The 985-nt window shown below is 47.3% G+C and carries 1 protein-coding gene; it reads left to right on the top strand.

Annotation, left to right across the window (positions count from 1 at the left end):
* On the top strand, window positions 1–981 hold a 981-nt coding region (locus GY683_RS08755; RefSeq protein WP_297288362.1), incomplete at its 5' end, for a terminase gpA endonuclease subunit.
* Window positions 982–985: the final 4 nt, after the last annotated feature.

Genomic DNA, 985 nt, shown 5'->3' with positions numbered 1-985 from the left:
TTGCTGCAGGCCTTGGATTTCGCCTCGCATGTAATGAGCGGCGAAGTGCAAAAATGGCTGGATGCACAACAAGATCCGCACCTTTTAAAAACATTCATCAATACTGCTTTGGGCGAGTGTTGGGATGAGGAATCAAACCGCGTGGATATGAACGATTTAAGAAAACGCGCTGAAGATTATCCATTGCGCACTTTGCCAATGGGTGCATTGGTGGCCACTTGCGGGGTGGACGTGCAAGACAACAGACTTGAGGCGGTGATTTGGGCGTTCGGCAAGGGTGAGGAAAGTTGGGCGATTGATTATCAAGTGTTTTTTGGTGATCCGGCAAGCCCAAAACTTTGGGATGAGTTGGACGAATGGTTGCATTTAGAGTTGGATCATCAAAGCGGATCAGCGGTCAAACTATCAGCAGTGGCGATTGACACCGGCGGACATCACACGCAAATGGTGTATGACTTTTGCAGGCTTCGCAAGCATCGCCATGTTATTGCGATTAAAGGCCAATCCACTCGCAACCGCCCAGTGGTAGGCAGACCAACCAATCAAGATATTAGCATCAAAGGTAAAACCATTCGTGGTGGTGTGCAGTTGTGGCCGGTGGGATCAGACACGGCAAAGAGTGTTTGGTATGGTCGTTTTGGTGTGGATGAGGGCGCGGGATCGGTGCATTTTTCTACCGAATTAGACGATGAATTTTACGCACAACTCACCGCGGAAAAATTAGTCACGCGCTATCACAAAGGCCATCCACGCACAGAATGGGTAAAACCCTCACATAAGCGCAACGAGGTACTCGATTGCTCGGTGTATTCTTTGGCGGCGGCTTATCATCTCGGTATGAACAAATGGAGTCAGAGAGATTGGCAACGATTAGAGGATCAAGTGCAACCAATCACCGCTGATTTATTTGATTCTGCACTCTCAAAAGTCAAAACTGAGTCAAAAGAAGTTGAAAAAGAAGTTGAAAAACTACAAAAATAAATGG

Origin of the sequence: Moraxella sp. (genome assembly GCF_024227015.1) — a bacterium.
Taxonomy (GTDB): Bacteria; Pseudomonadota; Gammaproteobacteria; order Pseudomonadales; family Moraxellaceae; genus Moraxella.
Note: the sequence above shows the minus strand (reverse complement) of the source record. Positions and strands in the feature narration are given on the sequence as shown.